Annotated in this window: 16 protein-coding genes; 3 read left to right on the top strand and 13 right to left on the bottom strand. The window is 44.5% G+C overall.

Annotated elements, in window-relative coordinates:
• From B0O44_RS11385 to B0O44_RS11335, 11 genes are all read right to left on the bottom strand, one after another.
• Positions 1 to 2,504, bottom strand: a 2,504-nt coding sequence (locus B0O44_RS11385) for a TonB-dependent receptor (protein WP_110830482.1), incomplete at its 3' end; no start/stop codon positions are given.
• 14 nt (positions 2,505 to 2,518) lie between these two features.
• Entirely contained in the window at positions 2,519 to 3,502 is a 984-nt protein-coding gene (locus tag B0O44_RS11380; protein ID WP_245943646.1) for a fasciclin domain-containing protein, read from the bottom strand.
• A gap of 20 nt (positions 3,503 to 3,522) precedes the next feature.
• On the bottom strand, positions 3,523 to 4,788 hold the full coding sequence (locus B0O44_RS11375) for a fasciclin domain-containing protein (RefSeq protein WP_110830363.1): 1,266 nt from the start codon (positions 4,786 to 4,788) through the stop codon (positions 3,523 to 3,525).
• Positions 4,789 to 4,811: 23 nt separating this feature from the next.
• Complete coding sequence (locus B0O44_RS11370) at positions 4,812 to 5,885, bottom strand: fasciclin domain-containing protein (protein WP_110830361.1); 1,074 nt, start codon at positions 5,883 to 5,885, stop codon at positions 4,812 to 4,814.
• A 24-nt stretch (positions 5,886 to 5,909) separates the two neighbouring features.
• Positions 5,910 to 7,118 carry a hypothetical protein gene (locus B0O44_RS11365; protein WP_245943645.1) on the bottom strand — a complete coding sequence of 403 codons (1,209 nt, stop codon included), beginning with the start codon at positions 7,116 to 7,118 and terminating at the stop codon, positions 5,910 to 5,912.
• A gap of 5 nt (positions 7,119 to 7,123) precedes the next feature.
• Positions 7,124 to 8,845: a DUF4397 domain-containing protein gene (locus B0O44_RS11360; protein ID WP_110830357.1), complete on the bottom strand. Its 1,722-nt coding sequence runs from the start codon at positions 8,843 to 8,845 to the stop codon at positions 7,124 to 7,126.
• A gap of 2 nt (positions 8,846 to 8,847) precedes the next feature.
• The gene (locus B0O44_RS11355) at positions 8,848 to 12,273 is read right to left on the bottom strand and encodes a TonB-dependent receptor (protein ID WP_245943644.1); all 3,426 of its coding nucleotides are present in this window, start codon (positions 12,271 to 12,273) and stop codon (positions 8,848 to 8,850) included.
• Positions 12,274 to 12,496: 223 nt separating this feature from the next.
• Entirely contained in the window at positions 12,497 to 13,522 is a 1,026-nt protein-coding gene (locus B0O44_RS11350) for a FecR family protein (protein WP_110830353.1), read from the bottom strand.
• Positions 13,523 to 13,601: 79 nt separating this feature from the next.
• The gene (locus B0O44_RS11345) at positions 13,602 to 14,198 is read right to left on the bottom strand and encodes an RNA polymerase sigma-70 factor (RefSeq protein WP_110830351.1); all 597 of its coding nucleotides are present in this window, start codon (positions 14,196 to 14,198) and stop codon (positions 13,602 to 13,604) included.
• Positions 14,199 to 14,305: 107 nt separating this feature from the next.
• Entirely contained in the window at positions 14,306 to 15,220 is a 915-nt protein-coding gene (locus B0O44_RS11340) for an alpha/beta hydrolase (protein ID WP_110830349.1), read from the bottom strand.
• An 83-nt stretch (positions 15,221 to 15,303) separates the two neighbouring features.
• Positions 15,304 to 18,036, bottom strand: coding sequence for a M14 family metallopeptidase (locus B0O44_RS11335; RefSeq protein WP_245943643.1), 2,733 nt, complete (start codon positions 18,034 to 18,036; stop codon positions 15,304 to 15,306).
• A gap of 144 nt (positions 18,037 to 18,180) precedes the next feature.
• On the opposite strand from B0O44_RS11335, the gene B0O44_RS11330 reads away from it, so the two are divergent.
• The 3 genes from B0O44_RS11330 (at position 18,181) to B0O44_RS11320 (ending at position 21,568) form a co-directional block, all read left to right on the top strand.
• Positions 18,181 to 19,056: an NAD(P)-dependent oxidoreductase gene (locus tag B0O44_RS11330; protein WP_262512045.1), complete on the top strand. Its 876-nt coding sequence runs from the start codon at positions 18,181 to 18,183 to the stop codon at positions 19,054 to 19,056.
• 105 nt (positions 19,057 to 19,161) lie between these two features.
• A complete protein-coding gene (locus B0O44_RS11325) occupies positions 19,162 to 20,565 on the top strand; it encodes a sugar MFS transporter (protein WP_110830345.1) in 1,404 nt (467 codons plus the stop codon).
• Positions 20,566 to 20,653: 88 nt separating this feature from the next.
• Positions 20,654 to 21,568: a cation diffusion facilitator family transporter gene (locus tag B0O44_RS11320; protein ID WP_110830343.1), complete on the top strand. Its 915-nt coding sequence runs from the start codon at positions 20,654 to 20,656 to the stop codon at positions 21,566 to 21,568.
• On the opposite strand, the gene B0O44_RS11315 is transcribed toward B0O44_RS11320, so the two are convergent.
• Both B0O44_RS11315 and B0O44_RS11310 read right to left on the bottom strand, forming a co-directional pair.
• Positions 21,558 to 21,959 carry a DUF1634 domain-containing protein gene (locus tag B0O44_RS11315; protein ID WP_110830478.1) on the bottom strand — a complete coding sequence of 134 codons (402 nt, stop codon included), beginning with the start codon at positions 21,957 to 21,959 and terminating at the stop codon, positions 21,558 to 21,560. The two genes, B0O44_RS11320 and B0O44_RS11315, sit on opposite strands and share 11 nt — an antisense overlap.
• 10 nt (positions 21,960 to 21,969) lie before the next feature.
• The gene (locus B0O44_RS11310; RefSeq protein ID WP_110830341.1) at positions 21,970 to 22,803 is read right to left on the bottom strand and encodes a sulfite exporter TauE/SafE family protein; all 834 of its coding nucleotides are present in this window, start codon (positions 22,801 to 22,803) and stop codon (positions 21,970 to 21,972) included.
• Position 22,804: the final 1 nt, after the last annotated feature.

Here is a 22,804-nt window from a genome sequence, read left to right as displayed (position 1 = left end):
GCTCCATAGGTATAGGAAACCGAAGCCTGCAACACATCGGCTATGCTTTTGCTGATGCTTCCGGTCAGACTGTAGCGGTAACCTTTGCTCGTATTGCTCAACAGATAGGTATTGGAAAAACGAGGGTCTACCGTTCCGCTGTACACCGGTTGCTGATGCTTGGTGTCATAAGCATAATAGGTTGGGTTGTCCTGCACGTTCAGCTGCTGGAAAAGTACATCTTTGATGTTTTTGGTGTAGATCCCTTCCAGGGTGAATTTCCACTGACTGGCAGTGGTATAGTCAACCCCTAAACTGGTCCGAAGCACCTGCGGCATCACAAAGCCATTGTCAATCAGGTCCGCCTGCGTTTTCCCGCTGTTGCGGTTGCCTGTCACTGCGCCATTGGCCGCAATGAAGTCCCCGATCCCATTGGCCCCGCCCTTAAGGGGGTTACTCCCCGGTACAAAAGGTTTCTGGTCCGCTTTCTGGTCAAAGCCTCCAAAGCTGTCTCCGGTGTTGTAAAACGCATAGGCTATCCAGGCCATCGGGATCCGCCCGGTGAACAGACCGGCTCCACCCCTGACAATCAGCCGCTGGTCCCCAAACCAGTCGTAACGGAAGCCAATCCGGGGCGACAGCTGTACTTTGTTCAAATACTTGTTCCCGATCCGGCTTAAAGGGGTATAGCTATACGTTGTCCCGAAATAAGGATCAGACAGGGCATTTTGTACTTTATCGCTCAAGTCCGGTTTGGTCGGCAAGTCGGTCATATCGGCCCTTAAGCCTGGGATCACTTTCAGCTGGTCGGATACCCGGATTTCGTCCTGGATATAGGCACTGTACATGTTCACATGGAACACGGCCCCGGGATTGGACAGAATGTACTCCCGGTTGTTGTTGCTGTAACTATAAGCGCCACGTACCCGGTAAGGGTTGTTGTTTAAATAGTCTTCTATGCTCAGGTAGTCTACCCGGCCGTTCCAGGCATTCACAAATCCGTAATTGATCTTATACAGCTCATTGTGGGTACCAAGGGTCAGGGTATGCTTGCCCAGGTTCCAGCTCAGGTTCCCCGTCAGCTCCAGGGTCCGTTGTTTCATCCTGAAAATACTCGCCTCACGGTCCGTGCCCAGGTAAATCGTCGTACCGGGCGTACGGCCGGCAATCTGCACCTGTGGCAAGCTCGGGTCGCCCAAAGGGTCCCTGGAATCGTTCACACGCGTATAACCCACCAGCAAATTGCCCGATAGCCCATGTTCAAACCGGCTTTTCAGCTCGGCAACCGTAGAGCTCTGGTTGTTCTTTTGTAAAAAGCCCATGCTGCTGAAACGGAAGTCCTGCTGGTCTCGGTCCATGTGGGTTGCCTCAGAGATGATCGTATTGTTTCGAACCGCCAGCTGGTGGTGCTCATTGATGTTCCAGTCCAAGCGGTTAAAAAACTTATGGGATTTGGAATAGGTATTGAAATCCCCTGCAGTGCCGGCGGCCATCAGATTAGAAGCGCTGATCGCATTTGCATCCGACAAGCTCAGGATTTGGGCCGTCTCGCTCTGCCCTGCTTTCAGCTGCGCGGGGTCTTGTCTTTTGGTGATTTCCTCATTGCTGAAAAAGAACAGTTTGTCTTTGATCAAAGGGAACCCCACCCGGAAACCAGCCTGGTAATCGTAAAAGTCACTGTTCATTTTCCCCAGTGTGCCTACACGGTCTTTGCCTGTTAAGGTGGCATTGCGCCCAAAGCCGTATACCGAACCGCTCAGGCTATTGGTCCCGCTCCGGGTCACCGCATTTACCGAACCCCCGGTAAAGTTTCCGATCTTCACATCGTAGGGCGCCAGGTAAACCTGCATGTCCTCAATCGCATCCAGGGATATCGGATTGGTCCGCGTCGAGCTGCCCGCCATACCAGAAGTTCCCGACTGGCCGCCCAATGAAGGGCTGAAACCGATCGCATCGTTGTTGATCGCCCCGTCTATGGTCACGTTGTTGTAGCGGAAGTTGGTCCCCCCAAAGCTGTTGTCTTTAGTGGCCTGGGGAACCAGACGCGTGATGTCGGTGATGCTCCGCGACACGGTCGCCATGTTTTTTACCTGATCGGCACTGATGTTTTTACCCGATCCAAAGGTACTGGCACGGGCGCCTTGTTTGGTCGCCTTAATGCTCACCTCGGACAGCTGCTGCGCCTGGTCTTTTAAGGCAAAATTTAAGACTATAGAGGCTCCCAAACGGATGGTAATCCCTTCTTTCTTTTCGCTGTTCATGCTGATCATCGCGGCCTCTACACTGTAGGGGCCACCGATGCGTAGGTTGGGCAGGTAATAACGCCCCTTCCCGTCTGCTGAAGTCGCATAACGCGTGCCCGAGGGCTGGTGGACTGCGATCACCGAGGCCCCGGGTAAGGGCTGACCCGAAGCATCAAATACGGTACCATTTAACGTCCCGCTCGTTTCCTGGGCTATGCCTGCTAGAGGAAGCAGCAACACCAGAAACAAAAATATGTTGTGAAGTATATTTTTTAACATCATTTCTAAAATCTTAACTACTGTGTAATTTTCAACATGCTGGTAATGGTATGCACCACACCATTTCCCGTGAGCTGGTCCCTTCTGCCCAATTGTACCATGGCCGTATTTCCTGTTCCCAAAAGCTCAATACTTGTAAACGCACCAGGAATCTGTGGATCCGGCTTGAGCTTTATCTGTACAGAATTACCATCCAGCATAGATTGCTCACTTTTCCCCGAGATCCCGGTACTCAGGATATAATCATATATAAACCTCCGGTCAGCAATAATATGGTAACGCATTAAACGCAGCAGTACAGCCGGGTCCATTTGATTAATACTTTCCACCGAGTTTAAACCAAAAGCAGTCATCGCTGCATTATCTGGGGCAAATACAGTATAAGGCCCTTTTCCATTTAAAGTTTCCAGCAACCCTGCACGCTGCAAGGCCTGATAAAACAAGGTCAGGTTCCGGTCGGATGCAATGGCATCACTTACATAATTATAAGCATAGGGTTCCAGCACCCGGTCAATCACTTGGATGAGCCCGTTGGAGGCCTTAACATTCTTCGATAAGATTTTTGATCCGTTGATCGTCAATATGGTATCCGGTCCCTTAACCCAATGCGTGACAAAAAGTTTACCCCCGTTGGCCGATTTGATTTCCTGGTTAAATAAAAAAGGAAGTTTATTGAACTCATATCTTCCATTTAGAATATGATAATTCATAATGGCCGAAATCCTTGCCGGGGCGGCAGATAAAATATCAGTAGTTGTTTTGAAACCAGCGAGACCAAAAGCATCATCTGAAGGTGCAATGGCTGTAAAAGGCCCTTCCTGATCCACCTGTTTTGCCAGGCCTGTCCGGACCAAAGCGGTGTTGTAGATGGACAGGTTAAAATTATCCGCCACAATTGCACTAATCTTATTATTGTCCTTCAACTGATCCACCTTATCCTTTTTACAAGCAGATGCGGCAATCGCCAGCAGCAGGAATGTATATTTAAAATTTTTCATCATTCTTCTTAAAAATTACGCGGTTAATATTTAAAATCCTTTGGCGGGATCAAACGATCCACCACATGGATTGGGCCCATCAGCGTATTAATATCCTGTTCCACCACAGTAGCTGCCGGATGAGGCGATTGCTTGGCTTTAACCGTTACCCGTTTGCCGGCATCCAAGCCAAAATCCAATGGCATGGTGTATACCGGTAAACTGCCGTCTCTGGAAGTGACCAGCGTATAATTTGCCAGCAAACGGTTATTCAGGTCATTTGCATAAAAAATATCCGGGGTTGGATTTCCGGAACCTGAATTGGGATTGTAAGGCTGAAACAACTTTCCCCAGCGGTGCATGGTCAGCAAGGAGTCTGTTACAAAATTTCCTACGGGAGTATATGTATCCCAATCAAAATAAGGAAGCGTGGCCCGATTGTTTAAATTCATCAGATCATCTACATCCTTAAAGCCGGCAAGACGAAAAGCTGCATCTGTTGGTGCAAAAATAGAGGTAAACCCAATATTGGGGTTGCCATCTGAAGTGGAATAAACAGATAATCCCTGTTTGAATTTAGGCCGTTCACCCATCCCTTGCATAATCTCGTCCCAGAGTTCATCGGTCTTTTCCATAATACTGATGTACATTCCAAAACGGCCGTCCTCTTTTAAAACCTCGTAAATGGTTTTGGTGGGTTTTATCAAAAGCCGGTCTATGGGCCACAACGTACCATCTTTAGTCTGTACCGGTACCGCACTGCTTGCTTTTTTATTGTTAATGAACAGATCAGGGCCAACAACATTCAGATATTGCCTGTAGGTATAAATATCTGTCCGGTACAGGTTTTCGTATCCGTATACCCTCAGGTATTTATTGGTCAGCAAACTCATGCCGATGGTATTTTCGCCCCTGCCGCTCAACGTCTTTGCATCCGTTGCACCGATCAGTGTGTGGTACAGTAATATACTATCCAGCAGTTCAGGTGCTGTTTTATTGATAAACTCTTGTGTAAGCCCACCTGCAACACATGCAGCATCTGTAGGCACCAGCAAAGTAAAAGGCGTTTTATTTCCTTTTTTCTCCAGAATACTGCTCATGTTACTCTTTTTCCATGCGGCCTTAAACAAGGTAAACGCAGAAGTTTCCAGTGCTTCCTTCAATGTGATGTTAATGTCCTGGGTTGGGATCTTTGCGCCTTCTACCTCCGGCTGAAATTCTTTTTTCCGGCAGGAAAACATAGATAGCAGCAACAGGCAAATGGCCAGTAATTTTAACGCATTCCCTGTTTGATATAATTTTAAATTCATCTTTTTAATGCAATTAGGTCTGGTTAATTATTTTTATATGCTTGTTCGGGCAAGACCAGCAAGCCCTTCAGGTCCTGTACAATACCGTTATCAGTTAAATTGTCTATGCCGGCAGGAACATCGCACCCGGCGCTGCCTACGGGGTCATATGGATAGTTTTTTGCCGTCCTGACATATATGGAATAGGAACTGTTGCCCTTGTAGTAAAGACCTGCGTTGGCTCCAATGGTCATGAAATAGGTATCGTCCTCAATAAAACCTCCATAGCCTCCGTCGTTATTGATTTGGGTAAGGACATAAAAATCTGAAACAAAAAAGTGTTTTTTACGGAATACATAGCAGCCAACCAGGCGGGACCTGATGTAGCGGTCGGGCTTCAATCCCGCGATCACTTCTGCGGTAAGCCCATTTGCTTCAAACACCTCATTTTTAGGAGCAAAAATGGTATAGGGTCCCTCCGATGTCAGCTCATCCCAGTATCCGAATTTTTTTAAGGCACTCACAAAAATGCTGTATTGGGGACGTGCTGCCAGCCAACTTTGAACTGTTGTTTTTGCACTCGATTTCATCACTCTTTTGAGTACGAACAGGTTGCCGTTGGCAATCTTCACATTCAATCTGCTGACATAGGAACCGTTAAAAAAGATCATAGGGTCCTCAGCTCCACTAAAAACAGAAGTGTACACTTCTGTTTCAGCAAGTGTATGGTATCGGATATCAATACCGTTCACAGGAATGTCCTGGCTCAGTAGCCTGCGGTCCAGAATGTGACTTCCTACCAGGAACTTCAAGGAATCGGGGTTCATCTTATCAAAATCGGAAGGTCTCGTGATCCCGATCAGGTTAAAAGCCTCATTACTAGGCGCCAGTATAGTAAAAGGTCCGGTACCATTTAATTTTTGGGTAAAACCTGCTTTTTCCATGGCAGCCGAAAAAAGACTCAGGTCGTAATTGTTCTTCACAAAATCACCTGCAGGCCTGAAATTCTCATTTGGCTTATCTATTTCCAGGTCGGTGTGTTTACAGGAGCTTAAACCCAGTACCAGCAATATGGGTAGCAGAAAAAGTAATGTATTACCTGTTTTTTTGATGTTCATTTGTTTGCTCTTTTAATTAAATCCTTAATAAACCGGTGGGGCATACTTTCTCTGGATCGTTGTGAGATAGGCGCGGCCGTTAACAATTTCAATGGTGTTTACCGTAGCGAAGGAACGCGGATTATATATGCCTGAATGAATGTTCACTACCATATTGGGCAAGTTAACCGTGTTTTCCATTCCGGGCTGTGGGGTCTTTCCTGCCATAAAACAATTTAAAGATGCCCAGTTGTTATCCGTGTTTGGGGAGTTCATACCATAAGGGTTATTGGTCAGGTCCATTCCGGGTGCAAAAAAATCAAAGCGCTGCCACATTTCTGTCCGGATCCCATTTGAACTCCCGTCAGCAAATAAGGGGAAACTAAAATATGGGCTGACTTCAAGGACTTCGGAATTGCGCTTTAGTGTTGTCAGGTACTTTCCCCCATAACCTGGAATTCTTCCGGATGGCAGCGGAGAGGCATTTTTATATAGGGATAAAAAAATGTTCATTTCATCTCTTAGTCCGCCACCAAGAGCGCCCATGCCAAAAGCGGAAGCACCTTTAGCATCATTATCTGCCTGCCAGTAGCCCTTGGAACTCATGTTGTAAAAATTTACATAAACCAAGGAGTCGGAAAGCGGAAGTTTCTGGAAATTCTCCTTTCTAAGATAGATACCGTTTTTTTTGGTCCGGTAATCTTTCTGCAGTACATGCAAAGTGTAAACCTCTTTACTGTCCAGTACAATTGTCGTATCGATTAGTACATTCTTTTTAAGTTTGGTTTCCAGATCAAAGAAAGGAACCTGGTTTTTTGGACGGAACATAAACACAATACGGTGTTTTCCGGACGGGATCTGAGCCCAGCTGCTCAGGTCGTAACCATTTAGCACAGGACCAACCAATACATTTTCCCGGCCCGGGTACTCCGGATTGTTCTTCGTTGTACCGCTACCTACATGTGAAGGATAAGGTGGAGCATAGGGCTCACGCTGGTCCAGAAAATCACCTTTAACTGATGCATTTAGCGGAATGCCGTCCTGACCCATTTCCGGATCGATCAGCATAGTCAAAAAAGGCAACATTTCATCTTTATTGTCAGTTCCTATTTTATAATTGAGGTTATTAAAAACCCTTAGATAAGCCGGATCATCAATTTTTTTATACTCTACTTTCGAACAGCCCGTTACAAAGAACAACAGGGCTGCTGAGGCGGACAACAGGGTGTTTTTAATTTTTAGGTTTAACATCATCTGTTTTATTTGGTATGTTTCACAATAATCATTTTTGCTTTCTGACCCGCAGGTGCCGAAGTTTTGGTGGTCCCTATAAGGGCAATCGTATAAATGCCAGGTTCATGATTAGGTAAGCCTCCGCGTACATACAACTCAGGTCGTGCAATCAGGTCTTTCCCTGTCAATACAGGAACGTCACTTGCCCAGCTTCCCGGAACGATTGCAGGTGCAGAACGGTAGGTCATGATTTTGTACGGCACTTCATCCTGCAGAATCTGGATATAAGGATATTCGACCGGAAAAATCCCTGGCCTGAGGTTATTGACTGCATTAGGATTTGTATTGTATCTATCTAAAAAAACTTGTCCGTTATCCTTTGTAAATGTTGCATAAGGTATATCCGGACACAGGTTCAGAAAACGCAAACCAAAAGGATAATCCAGTTTATATCTTGAAAAGGTACCATCATCAGTTGCATCGGTACGCGGGATCATATTGCTTAAATCATTGGGTACAGCAACAATTTTTGCCTTGCCATCCGCATCCGGATACAGCCATAAAGTGAAGTTGTTATTCGGATCCAGTTTCAGCCTGGTACCGGCCAGCACATTTCCCTTAGCATCTTTTGCCTCAACATCATAAGTACCCACAATGTATTCCTGGTAATCTGTATGGCTGGCATACTCCAGTGCAGCACCCAGAGGCTTTCCATTCATGGTAACCTGGATTGCTCCTTGTGCAGGAAGCGCATTTACGGCCTGTACCCTTGCATAGGTCATATTAAGGGGTTCACTGATGTCATTAATGATCCTGACACCATTCTGATAGTCTTTGGTTTCGTCACCAGGGTTCGAGTTCAGCATCGGTACCCTGAAATAATATGGAGAAATCACAATGGTATAAACTCCTCCGGGCATATATGTTTTAAATGGCGTATACGTTAGGTTCGTATTTACCGGCGGCCAGCTGCTACCTCCTGGCAATGTAGAACTTGCCGGTAAAATCAGGTCTGAAAACACACCCGGAACCTGTATCCCGGAGGCCGTCAGTACTTTAAACTGCGCTGTGGTATAAGACAATTCTACGTAATCGGAAAACTGCCCTGGTTGGATGTTACTGGTTTTATCACTTACCGGTGTACCGTCTGCCCAGGTCAGGCTCATTGGTCCCACCAGATTCTCCATTGCATTTTTTGCCACAGTAGAGGAAAGGTTCAGTATCCTGATCTTAAATTTGGCCGGATCAGAAGGTGAGGCAATAGATCTTGGTATTTTGATAAATTTCTGGACAGGAGCTGCTCCATTCCGGTCGGAAATCAGTGCATAATAATCCAACGGTTGTCCCACATCTTCCTGGATATCAAAACTGAGCCTGTCCAACACACCGTACTGGGAGATATCTTCAGTCATAAACCGTGTTTTCCCACTTTTCAATAACTCCTGAGGAATGTTCCATGTGCTCCCTAACCGGCCAGAAGAAGGAAAATATTTGGTTCCAGGATAAATCTTTAAAGGTTCTGTGGTGGTGCGCACTACATAATTGGTCAGGGTATCATTACCCATTACCACTTGGTTAAATGAGCCCAGGTTGATTACCCTTACCAATGAATTTTTCCGTGCATCGGTCACATCCCGGTTATCATAGCTAAAATCCTGCTTGTCTTTTTTACAGGCGCTGAATGCCAGCAGCACACAAAACCCAAGATTTAAGGGTAAATACGTTATAAATCTCTTTAATTTCTTCATCGTTAATACAAATTATAAGTGAACCCCATCATAAATTCTGCTCCCCTTTTATAACTGCGGTTCAGGTACTGGTTACCATACCACTTGCCTCCCGTACCGGGATTGGCGTACACCGTTTGAATAGATGGATTCAGGATATTTTTAGCATAACCCTTAAAAATGATCCGTCTAGACAAGCGTTGACTGAATACAAAGTCCAGCACAGGTACCGGGCGGGTATACAGGTCCGGTTCACCTGTTAAATTGATCTGTACCAATCGCTCTCCTACCATATTGAAGGTTCCGGTTAAGCTGGTCCCTGATTTTTTATTGTCGTAGTTCAGCCAGCCGTTCAGAGAATAAGGTGCCTGCTCAAACAGAGGGCTGTTTTCCGGCGTGTGCCTGTCCAGGGAACGGTTGGCTTCCAGTCTTTCCGGTGATTTTTTGATGTTACTTTGGGCCAGCATTAAATTGGCACCAATGAAAAAGTTACGCATCGGGTACCAGGTCCGGCCCAAGTCCTTGACAATTTCCACTTCTACCCCCCAAACCTTACCGATGTTGGGGTCGTTCTCAAACCTGATGGTCGGATATTCCGGATACGTAGCGGCTAAACCACTGGTCTGCAAACTAAATACTTTGTAAAGCTGGTTTTTAATCCTTTTGCCAAACAAGGAAACTGCAACAACTTCACCATTATTGGGAAACCATTCCCACCTGAAATCCAGATTTTGGGTATACTGGTTCACCAGGTTCGGGTTACCAACCACCAATCCCATTTGAAAAGCATCAAACTCAAATACATTGGTAATTTCACGGAGCTCTGGTCTGGCCAGCGTGGTATTGTAACCAGCCCTGAAATTCATCTTTTCCCTGAAGTTATAGGTTGCATTTAAGGAGTAATAGGGTTTAAATTTTTCTTTGTATACCGAGTTCGGACTGATCAGCGTCAATGGGATATTGGTGCCCGGAGCAGTTAAGGCCGGATCGAGAAATACACCTGAAGTATCTACCGCCGACTGGATGTTGGTCGATTCAAAACGGACCCCGCCAGTTACCCTTAAGTCCCTGGTCAGTTTCAGGTCCAGCATGGCATAACCTGCCTTGGTTTCAAAAAAACCGGTATAATTATTTGGCGATTTCTGACTGTTGTATAAAAATCCTCCAACTGGAGAAGCGCCTTCGCCCATACCTGCGGCAGGTGCCCGTATACCAATGATTTCTGGTCCCACCAGGCGGTCCAGGTTACCCGATACCATATAGAGAGGGATCGCTTTATTGGTTGAAAAGTTAGAACCTGGCAGGAACAAAACGTTTTCGGTAAAAACCCGGTCGCGGTTCAGATAATTCGCTCCAACTTTTAGTTCTTGTTTCTGGCCAAGAAACTTAAAGGGAACAGATAAATCTGCTTTGTAGTTGTAATTGGTTTCCTTCAGGTTCCTGTACCGGCGGCCATTGGGTTCAGCCTGTATAATACCATAAGCCCCAAACCCGTTTACATAACCTGAAGACAGTGCGTACAAATGCTTTGTAAATACCATTTCTGTTCCATTCTGAGCACCGGTAGATGGCTGATAATAATAAGCCCCACCTTTGGGTGTATAATCGGCAAGCGTCACAAAACGGTAATCGGGATCATTCTGCCCGGCTTTTGAACTGGCAATGTTATAACTTAGTTTCGGCGAGTATTCCGAAGCCAGAAATTTATGCTCACCCTGAAGGTTAAAGGTATTTAGTTTACGGTAGGACTGTTTTAAGGAATACACCGTACTTTTTACTTCACCGGGAAGTCCGGTATATTCATACCCCCCGTACATATTGGTGGCCTGGGTCTCTCCGCCCCAGCTTCCCAGATACTGCATGCTGATTTCATTGCGCGGATCAAAACGATACGTTAAACCCGCCAGTACACCATAATTCAGTGTTTCGGTACCTGTATTCTCTTTATAGGTCTGGTACCGCCCCATGTAAAGGTTATTTGGCGTAATGTAGTTTGGAATATTCCGGGGGCTGCTCACCTGTGGATTTCCGGTCACCACACCCTGGTAAATACTGTACTGTTGAATGTCCCCACCCGCGATATCGGTGGTCCGGCGATAATAATTTCCTCCGGCTATAACGCCAAGCTTATGTTTTTTAAACAAGGTATAGCTGTTCCCAAAAGTTGCAGAATAAAGCTGATTTAAAGGTGCTTGTTTATATCTGGTGGTCAACACAGGATCAAAACCCTGCATAATATTATTGATGCGGTTAACTTCCTGTTTTACCGCAGGGCTGTACCCACTGTTGGAAATCATGTTCTGGATCTGATTTAATCCACCTTTATATTGGGTGGCCAGGTTCAGAAAATCCGGGGATAGGTTTTTCTGATTGATCTTTGCACCAAAAACACCCATATCACTGTTAAAGAAACTGTTGTATTGTCCACCGATTCCGATATTGGAATTGAATCCCGATTGAATAATGACATTCAATACCATGCTGTCAGGGACCGATCTTGTTTTCAGCTCTACAATACCTGCAGCAGCATCAGCTGGTTTATCTGGTGTAACAGTTTTGTAAATGGTAATGTTATCTAATAGAGAGGCCGGTACCAGATCTAAAGGAATAGAACTCCGGTCGGGATCTGAAGAAGCCAGGCGCACCCCGTTAAGTTGCCCAATTACGCTCCGGTCTCCCAAGCCACGTATGGCCACATATTTATCATCTGTAACGGTTACACCGGAAACCTTTTGTAGTGCCTGGGTTGTGGTAATACTGGCCGTGCGTTCTATCTGGGCTGCAGAAATGGCGTCCTGTACAATGGCCGATTTTTTTCGTTCATCCAGTACGGCAGCTTCTGTATTGGTTTTTCTTCTGGCCTGAACGGTTACCTCTCCCAGTTGAAAAGAAGAAGATTTTAGGGCAATATGTAAATCTTTGGTACTGGCATCTACCCTAATTTCATGGCTTTGGTAACCGATGTAAGAAAAGACCAAAGTTGCGCCGCCCTCAGGAATGCTAATGCGGAATTTTCCGTTTACATCTGTAGATACGGCTGTATTGGTTCCTTTAATTTTAACCCCCACCCCAATCAGTGTTTCTTTATTCTTTTCGTCAACAACTGTCCCTGTAACGATAACAGGCACAGGTTTACTGTCCACCACCACATAACCTTCTACCAATTTATACTGTAAATTGGTATTGGCCAGTATTTTCTGAATGGCTTCACGGATACTGATTTGGCTGGCAATAAGGGTAACATTCTTTTTCACGGCCTGCAGGGATTGTTCTCTGAGGGAGAAATGGATATTGCCTTGTTTTCCAAGGGCATTAAGGCCCTGGGCAACACTTACATTTTCCAGTCGCAGGTCTATTTTATGATCGAGATCCTGACTCTTCACATTGCTGGCCAGCAGCATACTGATAAAAGTAAGCTGGGCCGCAATGAGGATTAAAGAGCATTTCATAATAAATCGAATTGAAGGATATGGTTTTAATCCTTTTTGCATATTTTTGAACATTACTGGTTAATTCGCTGCGAAGCGAGTGATCTGTTAAAAATTGATTTATAAACCGGAGGACGTCGAAATCACACGGTTTATGACATTAAAATTCGTTCCCTGCCTTTTGGCAGGGAATGTTTGTTTGGTAAACAATTCCTACATATTCATCCTTTCTGTATTTAAAAGATTAATTGATCCTGACATGATTTGAATTGATCTGGTATTTGAAATGGCCGGTGGCCGCCAATATTTTCATTATTTTAGAGAGCGGTTCTTTTCCCTGCAGCACGACACTGATTTCTTCTTTTGATTTACTGCTGCTACGGTAATCGATTTTCACATTATACCAGCGTTCCAGGGTCGTGGTAATTTCTTTCAGACTGGACCTGTGAAAAACCAGCCTTCCATCTTTCCAGTCTTTTACTTCATCGATATTCACTTCGCTCTGCATTGCTTTATTAAAAGCGTAGGATACTTTTTGTCCCGGAAGCAATACGGCAAGTGATTTTAATACATGACCTGCATAGTCATCTACCCTTACTTTTCCGGTTGCAACCGATACCGTTAAAGGAAAGTCTTTAAAAGCCTCTATGTGGAAAGAGGTCCCCAGCACCCGGGTCTGTACAGTTCCGGTATGAATGATAAAAGGTTTATCCGGATTTTTGGTGACCTGGAAAAAAGCTTCCCCCTCTAAGCTAATTTCCCTGGTTTTAGCTGCAAAACGCTCCGGAAAACGGAGCTTACTGCCTGCTCCCAGAAAAACTTCAGAGCTGTCGGGCAGCACCACCCTGGAACGCTGTCCCAATGGATTGTTTACTTCACGAACAGCCAATTGCTCCTGAACAGGAGTTTTTTTAAATTGCAGTATACCATAAGTTCCGGCAGCCAAAACCACAAAAGCCCAAACAGCCGCATAAGACCAATACTTCCTTTTCTTTAATTTGCGGACCTGAACTTGTTCCCTGGTGTTTTTTTCCAGACTGTTTTCTTCTTCTGCGGCCAGTTTTTTATAAAACTGCTGCAACCGCTCATTCAAATGTGGCAGATTTGTATTTTCTGCCGGCTGGGGACCATTCCAGTTTTCGGACAATACTTCATCAAAAAGTTGCTGCGTACCCGCATGCAGCATTAATTTCTTTACCTCTTCAATTTCTTCCTTTGTACATTCCTGATGAATATATTTTCGGATCAGGCTTTTGTGTTTATTTTCCAATGTTTATAAATTGTCCTACAACTGATAAAACACCAGTTTTAAGACCGACCACCTATGGAAAAGAAAAAAAAATACAGAATTATAGAAAAAAGAGGCTGAACGCAAAAATCAGGGTATAATCTGCGTGTTCTTTGAGTTGTTTTCTAAAAAAACTAAGGGAAGCAACCATATAGTTTTCTACAGTATTTACCGAAAGGTCCATGTCTTTTGCAATTTCTGCATAACTCATGTTTTGTTCCCTACTCAGTTCATAAACCCTGCGCCGCTGAGGGCTCAACTGCTCCAGTTTCTGGCGGTAAACACTTTCCAGTTCCCGGCTTTGCAATTCATGGTCCGCCGCTTTACCCGATAGCAGCTGTTCGTCACGAACAATTTCCAAGGGAACTGTAGGCAATAATTTTTTACGGTAATGGTTATAGACTGCATTTTTAACCGAGCGGAACAGATAGGCTTTCAGGTCGTCTTCTACAAAAATATCACCTTTCTTTTTCCAGAGCCCTAGCATCACATCCATAGTCAGTTCTTCGGCAGCGAAACTATCTTTTACATTTTTTAGGGCAAAACGGTAAAGTGAATCGTAATACCTTTTGAACAAGACATTATACGCTGAGGTATTGCCCTGGCTGTATTTTTCCAGTAATAAACGATCTGATAAATCCTCAATTGTTTTCGCCATGCTCTAACCAAAGAAACTCCTGATGGCAAAAGTAACAGGCGAAATCCTTGAGTATATTAAGGCAATGTTAAATGTAATAACAATTTAGAACACACAAAAAAACTGGTCTAGGATTTTGTAATGCACTGATTCGACAACAACCATTGTATCATCTGCTCAAACCAGCTTTCGGAAGTACTTTTATTGTGCAGGCCAAAACCATGTCCGCCTTTTGGAAAAATATGCAATTCTGAAGGTACCTTGTTTTTTAACAAAGCCTGATAAAACAACAAACTATGCTGTACAGAAACGGTACGATCGTCCTGGGCCTGAAAAATAAAACAGAAAGGGGTAGCCGCATCAACATGCCGTTCGGCAGAAAAATATTCTTTTTCAGTTGCACTGGCTTCCATACCGATGAGGTTCTTTTTGGTCCCGGATTTCCCCAGGCTATCGGCCATACTGATCACCGGATATCCCAAAACACCCCAGTTGGGTTTCAGGTTGGCATTTTTATCAGCTGTCAGGTTCATGTTGTACCTGGTCAATAAGGTCGCCGCTAAATGTCCACCTGCTGAAAAGCCGTTTACTCCAACATTCTGGGGATCAATATTCCATTCTTTGGCCCGCGAACGGATGATGACCATGGCTTGCTGTGCATCCATTAAAGGCACCAGTTTTTTATCGGCAAAGCACTGGCTTTCTGAAGGCAGACGGTACTTGAGTACAAAAGCAGTAATGCCTTTTGCATTATAGGCTTTGGCAACGTCAAAACCTTCATGGGTCATGGCCAGGTGGTCGTAACCACCACCGGGGATAATCAACACTGCCCCTTTTAAAGGATCGGTTTTTTCTGCCACAAAAACAGTTAATGTAGGCACAGTCACTCCGGCCACCTCTCCTTTTACAGGAACACGCTCGGTGACACCACAAGACAGGTTACCGGGAATTTGCCCGTTGTACAAGGGAATGACCTGCTGAGCATTTAAAGAAAGTCCGGAAAAACAAAAAAACAATAACGCAAAAGACTTGAGAAATTTCATGTATTTTTTTAATCAAAAATACTTTTAATAAATATAAAAGGAGGCCTAAAGGCCTCCTTTTATATTGTTATTTTTTAATCTTTTTACTTCATCAGGTACAACTCGTTAAACAACATTTTAAAAGTGCTGTGTGATTGTGCCCTAAAGGTAATTTCAGGACCAAAAGCATAGAGTTTTCCTTTTCCGACAGGGGCAACAAAAGCAGCCACACCATCTTTGATATAGGACTGTCCCCATGCCCATCCGCTTCTTAAAGCATCTTTCTGATCAAATGAAGCCAGTGGCTGTATGTCTTTTGCGTCTGCATTAAGTTTAAAAACCTGACTGTTGTTAAAAACAACATCTGCTTCTTTGTTCATGCCCCAGTTTGCCGGTTGGGAAAGGTCCAGGTTTACCCTTAAAATACTTCCCGGAATATAAAATTTATCTGCAGGAAGGACGGTTTCCTTACCTTCGGTTTTAGATTCGGTTAAAGCATTTTTCACTGGAAGCCCCAGGTGATAGGCCAGATTGGTGCTGCTGCCTACCGTAACAACGTTACCTCCTTTTTCCATAAAAGTTTTTAGTTGAGGAATTGACTTCTCGGCCGTGATGCTGCCTGTCCAGGAGCGGAAAGCCTCTGGTACTTCTTCTGTTTTAGCAGCTCTGGGTCTTGGTCCCCCTGCCCTGCTTAAAGCCGGGATTCCTCCATTGATAAACAGGATTACATCGTACTTTACATTCAGGTCCCCTTTATCTATGTCTTGCGGATAAATCACCTGGAAAGTATAATGGAACTGTTCCAGCATCCATCTTACCCAACCTGAGGGAATAGAACCTCCATACTGATCAAACAAAGCAATTCTTCCCGGCTTAATTTTAATCATTCCTGATGGCTTTGATTTTACAGCTACTGCCTGAATCCCCAGATCTGCCGCAGATTTCTGCAGCTGCTCAAATCCTTTTGCCGGGATAAAAAACGAACCAGCGGGAAAATCGCCTTCTGCATTGCTTAAACGGAATACCTCGATCCCCGCTTTAAGCAGATCATTTACAGCAATAAAGGAATTATTTACTGCAGCACTCAATACATAACCTGTAGATGAACGCACTGGTGTTTGTTTAGGCGGCGATTGCAACTGCCCGTACGATATGGTTTCAAACGGCGTCTCCAAAGGACTTAATATCCGGTCAAATTGAACGCCCATCTGGAAAGCCAAGGTCCACCCTGCAGCATCGTAAGGGCGCACTGGTGGCCCTCCCGGATATTGAAAATCATTTGGATGGTCTTGTGGTTCAAACATATCCAGCACATGTGGACGGAAAGCCTGATTGGTTTTTACAATGTAAGAGCCTGCCGGATAGGATTTCCCTTCGGCTGTAAAAGGGTTTGCAGCGCGCTCTACCCTGATTCCCGATTTGATCAGCGTATTGATAAATTTAACAGCTGTTGGAAAATCTGCCTGATTGGCCGGAACAATGTAAGCCCTTGCGTCCCTGAAAGCGGGGTTCCTTAATACCGCATCATAATATTTCATCGGGATTCCAGAAGACCTGCCACTGCTGTCTTTAGGAATCAAGCCTGCTTTTTTATCCTTTTCATAAGCAGAAGTAATGGCGGCAATGTATTTAGGTTGTAAGGTCCAGTTGTCCTGGTTCCCCTTTTTAATGGCATTTCTGCCCATTACATAAATATTATACAACAACTCGTCTTTTTGTCTGCTCGCATAATCCAGAATTCCGTAATTCAAAGAAACTGAGTAGTCAATTGACTGCTGGAATTTCCATTTTTGCGGAAGCACCGGAAATGGGGTTGCATTATTCGGGATTAGCCTTTCTGGTACCAGGGGAATTTCTGAAGGCGTTGGGTTTCCTACAATTTCTGTAAGGATACCGATCATATTGTGAAAATAGGGTGTTGTTCTTAAACCTCCGTTCCACCAGGTAGAATATACCGAACCACTCAGGCGGGTATAACCTGGTTTGCCCTCAGTGTTTAATCTGTTGATCATTGCTGCCGCCACGCCATCAATTCCGGTTATCAATGAGGGGTCATACACAAAATTAAAGGGGTCACGGTAAGGCGGCCCGGCAATAACTGCCCCGGCCGGAGCGGCCTGGTGATGGTTATAAATGATCTGCGGCATCCATTCTATGTACTGCTGCCTGGCAATATTACTGCTCTCTTTCATGTTCATCATATAGAAGTCGCGGTTATTGTCGTGACCTATATACTTCTGATACAATCGGGGTACATTCATATTCCGTTTGGTGGGGTCCTTTTCCTGCATGTACCAGTCTGCCACCAGTTCCTGTCCATCTGGGTTGACCTGCGAAATTAAAATCACCACATCATCCAGTATCCTTAAGGTTTCGGGATCATTCTGGTTCAGCAAACGATAATAAATTTCAATCAGTTGTTGCGTGGCCACCATTTCGGTAGAATGCAAACCACCGTCTATCCATACAATGGCTTTACCTTCCTTAGCCAGTTTTGCAGCCTCCTGGTCGGTCAGGTCTTCCGCCCTGGCCAGTTTCTGCGAAATTTCTTTATAGCGTTCTATTTTTTTTAGATTGGCTGGTGAAGAAACCACCATTACATATTGTTTCCGGCCTTCTTCTGTTGTCCCGATTTCTTTCATCAGCACACGGTCCGAAATTTTTGCCAGTTTTTTAAAATAAGCCTCCGTCTGGGAGTAATTGGCAAGCTTATAATCGTCTCCAATGTTAAAGCCGAAATGTTCTTTAGGGCTTGGCAGGCTTAGCTGTGCAGAAACAGGTCCTACACCTGCTACTGCTGCAAAGACCAGCGCAGCCATTAGGTTTCTAAAATTCATGTTGAGTTGTTTGGTCCGCACAAATTAGGCTTATAGCCATTCATTTGCTAGTTTAATGCGTAAAAATTCCTTTACAGCTAAAATTCGCAGCCAGTTTTAAAGTTTAAAAGGATGCTTTAATTCTATTTTAAAACTTAATTTTGGATACAGAATCACCTCAATATTCAATATATGAACAAAGCAAAATTAGGCTGGGCCGGTCTTGGCAATATGGGCAAGGCAATGGCCGAAAATTTACTAAAAGCTGGTTACGAGCTTACAGTATTTAACAGGAACCGTGAAAAGGAACAAGAGTTGATCGCTTTGGGCGCGAGTTCTGCGGCAAACCTGCAGGACCTGACCAGCACCTGTGACGTGGTGTTCAGCATGTTGTCGGATGACCATGCTGTAAAAGAAGTTTACCAGGATTTATTGACCAATTCTGCCCCTGGCAAATTGCTGATCGATATGAGTACCGTAGCACCGGAAACATCCCGTTATTTAGCTGCACTGGCCCATGAAAAACAGGCCCGTTTTCTGGAGGCGCCGGTTTCAGGAAGTGTGAAACCTGCACAGGACGGGACATTGATTATCCTTGCCGCTGGAGAAAAAGAAGATTACCAAAAGGCCGAGCCATTTTTTGATGTCCTGGGCAAATTGTCCCTGTTTCTCGGCCCTGCCGGAGCCGGAAGTTCCGCTAAAGTGGCCATCAATTATCTTCTGGCGGTCAATATTCAGGCGGTGGCTGAAACCGTTCTTTTTGCAGAAAGTAATGGCATCAGTAAAGAAGATATGCTGACCATTATTAATGAGGGGGCTTGCGGAAACGGCATTATCAAGTTAAAAACGCAGTCTATATTAAAGGATGAATATCCGGCTGCCTTCGCCTTAAAATATATTGTGAAGGACTTAAAACTGGCGCAGGGAGCCGGTTTAAAATCACCTTTATCTGTACCGCTATTGAAAAGTTTTAGTGATGCCCAGGCCGAAGGTCTTGGCGATGAAGACCTCATGGCGGTGATTAAACACTTAAGATCATAGAGTTAAGTTAAAATATGCGATTTTAAGCTTTAAATGCACAATTCGCCTGCATTATTGAGTAGTTTTGCCTTTTTAAACTCAATTACAATCAGATCGCTTTAGCCAATGGAAAGTACTGTAAAAAAAACCAGCTCTCTTGTTCCGCTCATTACCATGACTGCCCTGTTCTTTATGTGGGGCTTCATTACCTGTATGAACGATATTTTAATTCCGCATTTAAAGGAATTGTTCAGCTTGTCTTTTTTACAGTCCATGCTGGTGCAGTTTGCATTTTTTGGGGCCTATTTTATCGGCTCCCTGATTTATTTTCTCGTCTCTCATTATTACGGCGACCCCGTTAACAAGGTCGGCTATAAAAAAGGCATTATTGCAGGAATTATCCTCTCGGCCATCGGCTGCTGTCTGTTTTATCCGGCAGCTACCTTTTCTGTTTATGGAATTTTTCTTTCTGCATTGTTTGTTCTGGGCTTGGGTTTCACCATTCTTCAGATTACAGCCAATGCTTATGTTACCCTGCTGGGCCCTGAAGAAAGTGCATCCAGCCGTTTAAACCTTACGCAAGCTTTCAATTCCTTTGGGACAACGATTGCCCCTATATTGGGCGGTCACCTGATTTTTAGCCTTTTTCTGGAAAATGGCCAGCTCACGGCCGATTCCACACGCATTCCTTATCTTATTTTTGCAGGAATTCTTATTCTGCTCGCTCTGGTCATCAGCCGGGTAAAATTACCTTCTTTCACTTCGGAAGAATCTGCAGAAAAAGGGCTTGGCGCGTTAAAATTCCCTCAATTGAAACTGGGCATTTTTGGTATTTTCTTTTATGTGGGTGCCGAGGTAGGTATTGGCAGTCTGCTGATTGCATTTATGGCTCAAAAGGACATTATGGGCCTGGCCGAGGTGGTCAGTAAAAATTACCTGGCCCTGTACTGGGGAGGGGCCATGATCGGAAGGTTTTTAGGGGCCATTTCCCTGAGTGAACTGCCTCAAAGTAAAAAACTCCTTTACATGGTTCTGGCCGCCCTGGCGGTTTGTCTTGTTGTATTTGGAATCATAGACCTCACGTTCGCGCAAAGCAGTTTCTTTATTGTTTTTGTCGTATTGAACATTATTGCCTTTGTAATTGGAAAGTCTGCGCCTGCGCGTACACTGGTCCTGTTTGCAGCGATTAATATCCTATTGCTGCTCATTTCTATTTTCAGCAAGGGAAGTATGGCCTTATACCCTATTTTAGGCATAGGCCTGTTCAATTCCATTATGTTTTCAAATATTTATACCCTTGCCATTTCGGGTCTTGGAAAATATGTCAGCCAGGGATCTTCCTTACTGGTTATGGCCATTCTGGGCGGGGCTTTACTTCCACTGGTTCAGGGAGGACTTGCAGATTCTATAGGCATACAACATTCTTTTTTTATACCTGTGATCTGTTATACTTATATTCTGGCTTATGGGCTTTTTTGCATTAAAAAAGTTCAGGTCGAGGCCGGGCAGCGACACCGCTCCAATCATTAATAAAAAAGAAGGCCACATTTAACATGTGGCCTTCTTTTTTACAGGTACGGCAAAACACTTCCTTTAGCTCTGCTGTTCTTAGCAAAGCATGACAAAAAACCGGAACTCTATTTACAGTGCCTTGCTGGCAAACCTGCTCATCGCTGCCCTCAAATTTATTGCAGGGGCCAGTACCAAGAGTTCTTCCATGATTTCAGAAGGAATACATTCCACAGTTGATACTGTTAATGAGATTTTACTGCTGTATGGTTTAAAGAAAAGCAGGAAGCCCCCCGATAAATTAAGGCCTTTTGGATACGGTAAAGAGTTATATTTCTGGTCATTTATTGTATCTATTTTAATTTTCGGTTTGGGTGGCGGTTTGTCTATTTACCAGGGTATACTTCATATCATTGAACCAGAGCTACCGGGTGACCCGACCTGGAATTATATTGTACTGGGATTTTCCTTTCTTTTTGAAGGCACCTCCCTGATTATTGCCATCCGGGAATTTAACCGGGGCCGCAAAGGTGCAGCATTTTGGGAAAGTGTGGTCAACAGCAAAGACCCCACCAGTTTCCTGGTCTTGTTTGAAGACGGGGCCGCTGTACTGGGCCTAAGCATTGTTTTTATTATGATGCAGCTTAACCATGCCTACCAGATGCCAGTCCTGGATGGTGTGGCTTCCGTTTTGGTGGGATTGCTACTGGTTTGTGTTTCCATGATTCTGGCCAGGGAAAGCAGAAGTTTGTTAATGGGCGAAGGCATTGCCCCTGAAACCCAGAAAAAAATCATTGCCCTTGCCGAAAAAGATCAGGCTGTTATAAAAGTTGCCAATATATTGTCTACTTACCAGGCACCGGAAGAAATTATGCTCATGCTGATCATTTATTTTAAACAAGATCTGGATACTGCCGACATTACGGATGCCATAGAACGGATCAGAGCAGCTATTAAAGCAGAGTACAAACTGGTGGAATTTGTCATTATCCAGCCCAAGGCCTATACAACCCCTAACCCTTGATGCCCCCAAATATGCTAAACAGGATAATGCACAATACAATCATCGTGATAAAAATATACAACTTGTCTCTTTCCAGTATAAACGCAAAAAGAGAACAGGCGACCCTTAGGATCGGTGTTGCAATGAGCACCAGTACACCAAGTTGTATAATCTCCCTGGTATTAAATTTAAAAGCCCCTTTAAAAATGCCACTGAAAGTTGTAAAACCTACACCTTCACCCGCAAATACCCGGTAATCCGGTACACCGCCCTTTCCGTGTTGCCACAGATATAATGCCCCGCCAGACAATACAACAATACTGGCAGTAAGTACGCCTGTTATGAGCATTTGTCCTACCAATTGCTCTACATCTTTATCTGCCCAGAAAACTTTGGAAAATATCTTTTTCATGTTCTGTCTATTAAAATTTATGCTGATAACCATTGTAAATCATTTCAATAGCCACAAAAGTGATGGCTACACAAAATATGATCCGGAGTACTTTGGGGTTCATTCTGGTGAGTAATTTTGAACCTGTAAAAGCTCCGCCCAGCACCCCTAAAATTACCGGAAAAGCAATTCCCGGATCCATATAACCTCTTTGCAGGTACACCACCGCACTTGCAGCAGCAGTAACCCCAATCATGAAATTACTGGTCGTGGTACTCACTTTAAAAGGAATTTTCATGGTGGTATCCATAGCAAGGACCTTTAAAGCCCCTGAACCTATTCCCAGAAGACCGGAAACCACACCTGCCACGGTCATCATGGAAAACCCGCCAAGTACATTTTTTAATTTGTAATCGACCTTTACCCCATTTACAGGATAGTTATTATCCAGTTTGAGCAATGCGGATAACCTGCTGCCCTGTGTTAAGGCGACTTCATTTTTCTTCCTCAGGGTCATTGCAGCAGAAAAAATCAGTATTCCCCCAAAAAGCATTGCGATGGTATTGGTTGGGGTATAAACTGCAATGAGCGCGCCCATTACTGCTCCAATGGTGGTTGCAATTTCTAAAAACATGCCCAGGCGGATGTTGGTAATGCCTTCTTTCACATAGGCACTGGCCGCACCCGATGAAGTTGCAATAGAAGCCAGCAACGCTGCCCCAATGGCATATCGGATGTCTACATGAAAAACCAGGGTCAATAAAGGGATGACAACTACCCCACCGCCCAAACCGGTGAGTGATCCGAGCAGACCAGCCAGGTAGGCACCTGCAAGCAGGATCAATGTAAATGTTAAAATGGTCATG

Source organism: Pedobacter nutrimenti, assembly GCF_003208655.1.
Classification (GTDB): domain Bacteria; phylum Bacteroidota; class Bacteroidia; order Sphingobacteriales; family Sphingobacteriaceae; genus Pedobacter; species Pedobacter nutrimenti.
The sequence above is the reverse complement of the archived record's forward strand: the minus strand, read 5'-3'. Positions and strand labels throughout refer to the sequence as shown.